This is a genomic window from Streptomyces sp. NPDC002130, from assembly GCF_040296465.1.
Taxonomy (GTDB): domain Bacteria; phylum Actinomycetota; class Actinomycetes; order Streptomycetales; family Streptomycetaceae; genus Streptomyces.
Genome location: NZ_JBEOXI010000353.1, coordinates 1 through 6828 on the forward strand (window position 1 = coordinate 1; position 6828 = coordinate 6828).

Sequence of the window (6828 nt, forward strand, 5' to 3'; positions counted from 1 at the left end):
GGACCGGCAGGACGGCCGAGAGGGAGATCGCGTCGCCCGTGCGGTAGATCTTGAAGCGGCGCTCCTCGGGGGCGGCGCCCACCGGCATGTCCCCCTTGCCACAGGCGATGCCGTCCCCGTTGCGGTCCAGGTTCAGCGGGTCGTCCTTGCCGTTGATCTTCAGGCGGCCGTAGTCGTTCGTCTTGAGCCATGCGCAGCGGGCCGCCGTCGTCTTCTTCACCTCCGCCGGGAAGTCGGTCGGCACGCAGACGTTGATCGAGCCGTAGTGGCGGTCGCAGCCGGAGATCGTCGGGCTGACCTTCTGAGACGCCCGCTTCTTGCCGGGCTTGACCACCTTGCCCGTGGGCGCGTCGGCGAAGTCGTGGACGTGGGCCGAGGCGTCCGTCGCCTTCAGGGCCTGCGGGCCCTGGAGGTGCACCCACTTCGCCACCGACGGGACCCCGTTCGCGTCGACCGCGAAGAGCATGTACCAGCCGGGCGGGGCCAGGTTGGGGTTGCTCGTCACGTTCAGGTCGACGTTGTCGCCGTCGACGGACAGCGGCAGGTCCACGAACCGCTGGTTCGGGTCGGAGGAGTGCGTGACGGCGGCCGGGCGGATCAGCTCGGCCTTGGCGATGGGCCGGTCGACGGTGATCCGCTGGGTGTCGCCGTAGTTCCACTCGGTGTCGATGACGGACGTGATCTGCGGGCGCGGGCCCTTGAACAGGTAGGGCGGGCTGTAGACCGACACGTCGTGGTTCCAGGTGCCGTTGCCCGGGTTGTCGCCGGTCGTCATCACACGGCCGTCGGGGAGCAGGAACGCCGAGGAGTGGTAGCCGCGCGCCTCGGGGTCGACGGCGACCGGGTCGAAGGTCTCCGACCCGGGGTCGAAGATCGAGGTCTCGTAGACGGGGTTGGCGCGGTTGTGCAGGGCGCCGCCCGTCTCCAGGACCTTGCCGTCGGGCAGCAGCACCGCGGAGACGTACATCTTGCCCTGGTTCCCGGTCTGCGGGACCCTGCCGTTGCCGAGGTCGACCGTGCCCTGCGGGATCGGCGGCCCGGCCACGTAGGCGGGGTTCGGCTGCTTGAGGTCGATGATGTCGGTCAGGCGGTTCGCCTCCGGGTTGGAGTCGATGTTGCCGCCGCCGAGGGTGAGGACCTTCTGGTCCTGCGCCGGGGGCAGGAGCACGCTGGCCGACTGGTCGCGCTCGTCCTTGTCGCGCAGGCCCGGCACCTGGGTGGTGGTGTTGGCGTCGTAGTCGTAGATCGCCGAGCCCGTGCCGGGGATGTTGTTGCCGAAGACGTGGCTGCCCGAGTAGAAGAGGCGGCCGTCCTGCATCAGGATCATCGACGGGTACAGGCCCCAGTACGACCAGGTCTGGTTGACCTTCCACAGCGGCTGCCAGCGCTGCTCGGCCTCGGAGAACAGCTCGGCGGTGACCGAGCCGGTGGAGTCCTCGCGCAGCCCGCCGAAGGAGATGACGTCACCGTTGCCGAGGATCGTCGCCGACGGGTACCAGTGGCCGTCGTTCATGTCGTTGGTCTTGGTGTAGGTCTCGGTCTCCGGGTCGAAGATGTACGAGTCCTTGTAGCCCTGGTAGCCGACGCGGCCGTCGGCGGTCGGGTAGCCCTTGTTGCCGCTCATGACTAGCACGCGTCCGTCCTGGAGCTGGACGTGCCCGGCGCAGAACATGTCCTTCGGCGTGGGGATGACCTTGTAGGAGCCGTTCGCCGGGTCGTAGACGGCGGAAGTGAAGGTGCCGGCCTCGAACATCGACTCGTCGTTGCCGGAGCCCGCGATCAGGAGCACCTTGCCGCCCCGCAGGACGACGGAGTGCATGGAGCGGACCGGGTTCTGCGTGGGCAGCACGTCCCACTTGCCGTTCGCGCACTGCTCGGCCGTGCCGGTGCACTCGGGTGGCAGGACCGGGTCGGGGACCTGGTCCATCGTGTAGTCGTCGGTGGTGGCGGAGCCGGTGCCGTAGACGGAGACGCCCCAGGAGATGCGGTCGGTACCGGCCGGGACCTCGGGGGTGCGGACGGTGGCCTCGGTCCAGGTCCCGGCCATGTCCAGCGTCTTGAGGTCGGTCCAGTACTGCCAGCCGGCGGTGGTGTCGTGCCGGAACAGGGTGATCGCGGCGTCCGGGGTCGTCGTCTTGTACCAGAGGCCGAGGTCGTACTGCTTGCCCGGCGTCACCACCGGCGCACACGCGGCGGACTCGGTGATCAGCGCCTTGCGGTCGCCGTCGACCCGGCGGGTCAGCTCGACCTTCATGGCCTTGGCGCCGGTGTGCGCATCGGCCGTGGTGGCGAAGGTGAAGTCGTTGTCGCCCCAGCCGGACTTCTCCCAGCAGTAGGGCATGCCGTCACCACCGGCGGTCTCGAAGCCGGGGTTCTTGATGAGGTTGGCGGCGGAGGCGGGCTGGGGTGCGGTCAGGAGCAGGCCCGAGGTGAGGCCCGCCACGGACAGGAGTGCGGTCGTTCTGCGACGAAGGTTCACACGGCTCTCCTTGCGGTGCGGCTGTCGCGCACGGACTCCTCACGGGCCCGGCGAGGCAGGTAGACCAGCGCTTCGGTCGCCACGAAGCGCAGGACGAACGTCGTCACCAACGCGAGCGCGGTGGCCGACAGCACGCCCAGGTGCAGCTGGTGCACGAACAGGGCGATCAGCGGGATGCGCAGCACCAGATCGGCGTTGGCGAGCAGCGCGAACCGCCCGGCCCGGTCCCACCAGCGCCGGTGCCGGCGCCGCTCGCGGAACAGCAGGTGCTCGATGAGCACGAAGTTCCAGGCGACGCCGAGCTGGTTGGCGAGGATCTCCGCCGGTACGTAGTGCATGCCGGTGGCGGTCAGCGCCCACAGGCCCAGCAGGTTCGGCACGAAGCCCGTCAGCCCGATCAGGCCGAACCCGATCATCCGCGCGACCGGCGAGGCCGCGCGCAGCCCGGCCAGATGGCGCAGGAAGCGCAGGCCCTCCTGCGCGGTGGACTTGGACTCCCCGGCGAACCGGTCCTGGAAGACGAAGGGCACCTCGGTGACCGTGCGCGGGCGGCTGCGGACGGCGAGTTCGAGGAGGATCTTGTAGCCGAGCGGCTGGAGGACCTCGGCGGTGACCGCGCTGCGGCGGATCGCGAAGAAGCCGCTCATCGGGTCGCTGATGCCGTGCAGCCGGCGCGGGAAGAGCGCCTTGGTCAGCCAGGTCGCCCCGCGCGAGACGGCCACGCGGTAGCTGCCCGCGAGTCCGGCCCGGCTGCCGCCCTTGATGTACCGGGAGGCGACGACGAGCCCGGCGTTCGCCCGCTCGCCGGTGGCGACCAGGTCGGGCACGAGGGACGGCGGGTGCTGGCAGTCGCCGTCCATGACGACGATCCAGTCCGACGTGGCCGCCTTCAAGCCCTCGACGACCGCGCCGCCGAGCCCGCCCACCGGCTCCTCGCGGTGCAGCACGGTGACGGGGAACGGGCAGTCCTGCGCGGCCTTCTCGATGACCTCGGGCGTGTCGTCGGTGGAGTCGTCCACGAAGACGACCTCGCAGGGCAGCCGGGCCGGGACGGCCTCGGTGATCTGGTGCAGCAACTGCCGTACGTTCGCCGACTCGTTGAACGTCGGCACGACGATGGTGACGGCGCCCGGCTCGGGGATCTCGGCGGTCTCGACGACCTCACCGGGGACGGTGGACTCCTGGCTCATCGCGCGCCTCCGGCGGACGTCTGGATCTGGCGGATCTCGATACGGTCCGCGCCGGTGCCGAAGGTGGCGACCGGCTCGGAGTGCTCCATGGCGGCCTTGACGTTGGGCAGGTCGGCCGCGTCCCTGCGCACGGTCGGCGAGGCGACGACGTAGTCGAGGTCCTTCCAGCCGCGCGGCATCGTCTTCGTCACCGCCGGGTCGAGGTCGGCCTTGTAGAACCAGATGACGCCCAGGCCCGGCCGGTAGCCCTGGTGCACCAGGTCCAGCCAGAGCGCGTCGTCCACCAGCACCCGGGTGCGCTCCGGGTCCTCGACCTCCGTGGCCAGCCACCTGGACGCGGCCTGGTACGGGGCGTTGGCGTCGGTGGTGACGGCCGTGCGGGCGCCGTCGTACCAGTGCGGGACGACGTAGGCGCCGGCGGCCAGCGCGAGGACACCGGCGAGCGCGTACCGGCCCGCGCTGACGTACCGTTTCTCCGCCTCGGAGCGCCAGCGGCTCAGCACGGCGTGGGCGACGGAGGCGGTGCCTCCGGCGAGGACCAGCGCGAGGAACGGCAGGGCCTGGATGACGTACATCGCGGGCAGGTAGCCGTTCGGGCGCAGGGCCAGCGCGGCGAAGATCGCCACGGCCAGGGCGGGCCCGGCCAGGGCGCGGGCGGTGACCGACCAGCGCCAGGTGACGAGCAGGAGCAGCGCGCCCGCGAGGCCGCCGAGCGGCAGGATCCTGTCGTAGTAGAGCCAGGACTGGAGCACGCCCCAGGAGCCGGATCCCTGGTCGAGGATGAAGCCCGAACCGGGCCTGGTCATCTGGTACTTGACGCCGTCCCAGAGGGACACGTGCCCGGCGCCGGGCAGCAACTCGCCCTTGAGCAGGGCGAACAGCGGGTACGAGAAGCCGATCAGGGCGCAGGCCGTGACGGCCCCGGTGATGGCGAACTTGCGGGTGTCCCGGTGACTGTGGCGCCACATGGTGAGGAACAGGGCGGGCAGGACGACGAGCATCGTCTCCTTGGTGAGCACGGCCGTCGCGGCCGCGATGCCCGCACCGAAGTGGTGCCAGAGGTGACGGCTCGGGGAGGCGGCCAGGGTGAAGGCCAGCAGCGTCCACATCACCGCGAGGTTGTCGAGGAAGATCTCCCGCTGGAGGACGACCGACAGCGGCGAGAGCCCGAAGAAGACCATGCCGAGCGCGGCCGCCCAGCGGGGCAGTGCGAGGCGCCGGCCCAGCACGTAGATCAGGACCGCGCTGATGCCGCTGATCACCAGCATCGCGGCGCGCATGGTGCCCACCGTCATCGACTCGGGGCTGATCAGCGCGGGGATCCAGGTCAGCACGGCGATCTGGATCCAGCCGAGAGGCGGATGGTCGTACCAGTAGGTGTAGTGGGCGAGTCCGTCGCCCTGCTGGACCGACCAGGCCTGGGCCCGAAGAAATGCCGCTTCGACGGCCACATGCAGAGAGATACAAGGCTGGTACCGACCCTGTGAAATCGTTGAACATCCTCTTGGTGCCAGCAGCTTCGTCATGAAACGGAAAAGTTGGCAATGCCCGCCGGGCGGCTCTATGTCGCTTACCCTTCGGTGGTCTCGACTATTGCTTCGTGAGCGTCTCCACGGTTTCGACTCGCCGCTACTCCGCCCGGCGTGCGTTCCATACTGCACCCTCGATGCACCGACGAAGACTTGCAGCAACGCCTTGTCGAACTCGGTGAACCCGTGATCGTCTGGAGCTTCACCGCTCTTCAAGGCCCGCAGCGAACAACAACTGATCTCTCGATCCCAGCCTTCTGAATGTACCCATCCTCAATATTTGGCGTGCGTGATGGAATCTGTCAGGGCGTCCCGTACCCCGTGTTGACGCACGGAGAAGAATGGATGCGGTAGGACGAGAATGTCCCAGGCTAATTCTGCGAGTGCAATTCCGAACGTCGGGCTGGTCTCTCCAAGTCGCGCGTGTCGACGTTAGAAACCGATTTCGTCCTCGAGTGCCCCAGACCGGCCGATGGAAGACCAAAATTCTGCGCGTCGCACCATGTGGGCCCAACTCCGGTCCTCGAACCAGAACTTGTCGCAAACCACTCGCTCCGATGAATTCGTTCACAGCGATCTCGCAGTACACCAGGTAGACGCTGCTGACAGCGTTCAACCTGCCGGACGAATTCGTTGATAACGCATGTACAGGTATTCAGCTTCGAGCAGTACGTGCCGTAGCCGCAACGTCTGTGGAACCGCTAGTGCCGGAGCCGAAACCAGTCCAGAGGCCGGTTGTGGCCCAGCCAGTATGGGGGAAAGCGTGAAGCACATGTCATCGACTAGATCGTGGGCGACGAGCGTGGACAGAAGAGCGGGGCCTCCTTCGCAGAGCACTCTTTTCAGTCCTCGATCACGGAGTCCTTGGATCATCGCGATCGGGTCAACGTCGACGTCTCCAGCCACCATGATGTCGGCCCGACACTGCACGTCGGGTTGGCATCGAGTCGCTCCCAGTGCGCTGGTGACAATGATGGGGCGGGATCCTCCGGTGAACAGCGGGGAGTTCCAGGGAAGATTGCCGCTGTGCGTCACCACCGCCACGGAGGGCAACGCGGCTTGCCTGCCTTCGTCACGGCGGTATCGACGAAGCTCAGCATCGAGCATCGCCGGCCCATATCGTTCCGCGCGTATTGTGCCGGCACCGACGAGGAGCACGTCGCAGTACGCCCTTAGGGACCTCAATAACTGATGGTCGGCAGTATTGGAGATAGGGCGTACCCGTCCGCCGAATGCTGCGGCGCCGTCGAGGCTGGCGACCATGTTCACGCGAACCCCTTCGGGGGCATCGGCATAGAAGTCGTGAACGGTGTGACCTCGGGCACCGAATGGAAACAACGATCGCCACTGATGCGCCGTCATGCGTCATACCCGGGGTCGAGCCCCCGAACGTCGGCGAAGGTGACGATCTCACCTGGAGCACGACTGGTTTCGGGTTCGTGGAGAACGGCAACATGATCATCCATCTCCACCTTTTCGTCGAGCACGCGACCAACAAACCACGCTGCCGCGCCTTTGAGAATCGGAAGCCCGAAAAAGCCGAGCCTCCATTCACCGGGGAGGTCCGGGCGGGTGGGGCGGTACGGGCGGCAGGGCCATACCGACAGCGTCGCCGCGCACCGCTCACGCC

4 protein-coding genes and 1 pseudogene are annotated in these 6828 nt (G+C 67.9%); all 5 read right to left on the reverse strand.

Translation table 11 applies throughout. The annotated features are described in order from the left end of the window. On the reverse strand, nucleotides 1-2479 hold a 2479-nt coding region (locus ABT116_RS37950; protein WP_351643933.1), incomplete at its 3' end, for a galactose oxidase family protein. Beyond that, nucleotides 2476-3669, reverse strand: a complete 1194-nt coding sequence (locus tag ABT116_RS37955; protein WP_351643936.1) for a glycosyltransferase — start codon at nucleotides 3667-3669, stop codon at nucleotides 2476-2478. The genes ABT116_RS37950 and ABT116_RS37955, both read right to left, overlap by 4 nt. After that, complete coding sequence (locus ABT116_RS37960; protein WP_351643939.1) at nucleotides 3666-5120, reverse strand: ArnT family glycosyltransferase; 1455 nt, start codon at nucleotides 5118-5120, stop codon at nucleotides 3666-3668. Before ABT116_RS37960 ends, ABT116_RS37955 begins: the two co-directional genes overlap by 4 nt. Nucleotides 5121-5810: 690 nt before the next feature. Continuing rightward, the gene (locus ABT116_RS37965; RefSeq protein WP_003943770.1) at nucleotides 5811-6560 is read right to left on the reverse strand and encodes a pyrimidine reductase family protein; all 750 of its coding nucleotides are present in this window, start codon (nucleotides 6558-6560) and stop codon (nucleotides 5811-5813) included. Beyond that, nucleotides 6557-6828: pseudogene (locus ABT116_RS37970) on the reverse strand (hypothetical protein); the annotation flags it as partial. The gene ABT116_RS37965 and the pseudogene ABT116_RS37970, both read right to left, overlap by 4 nt.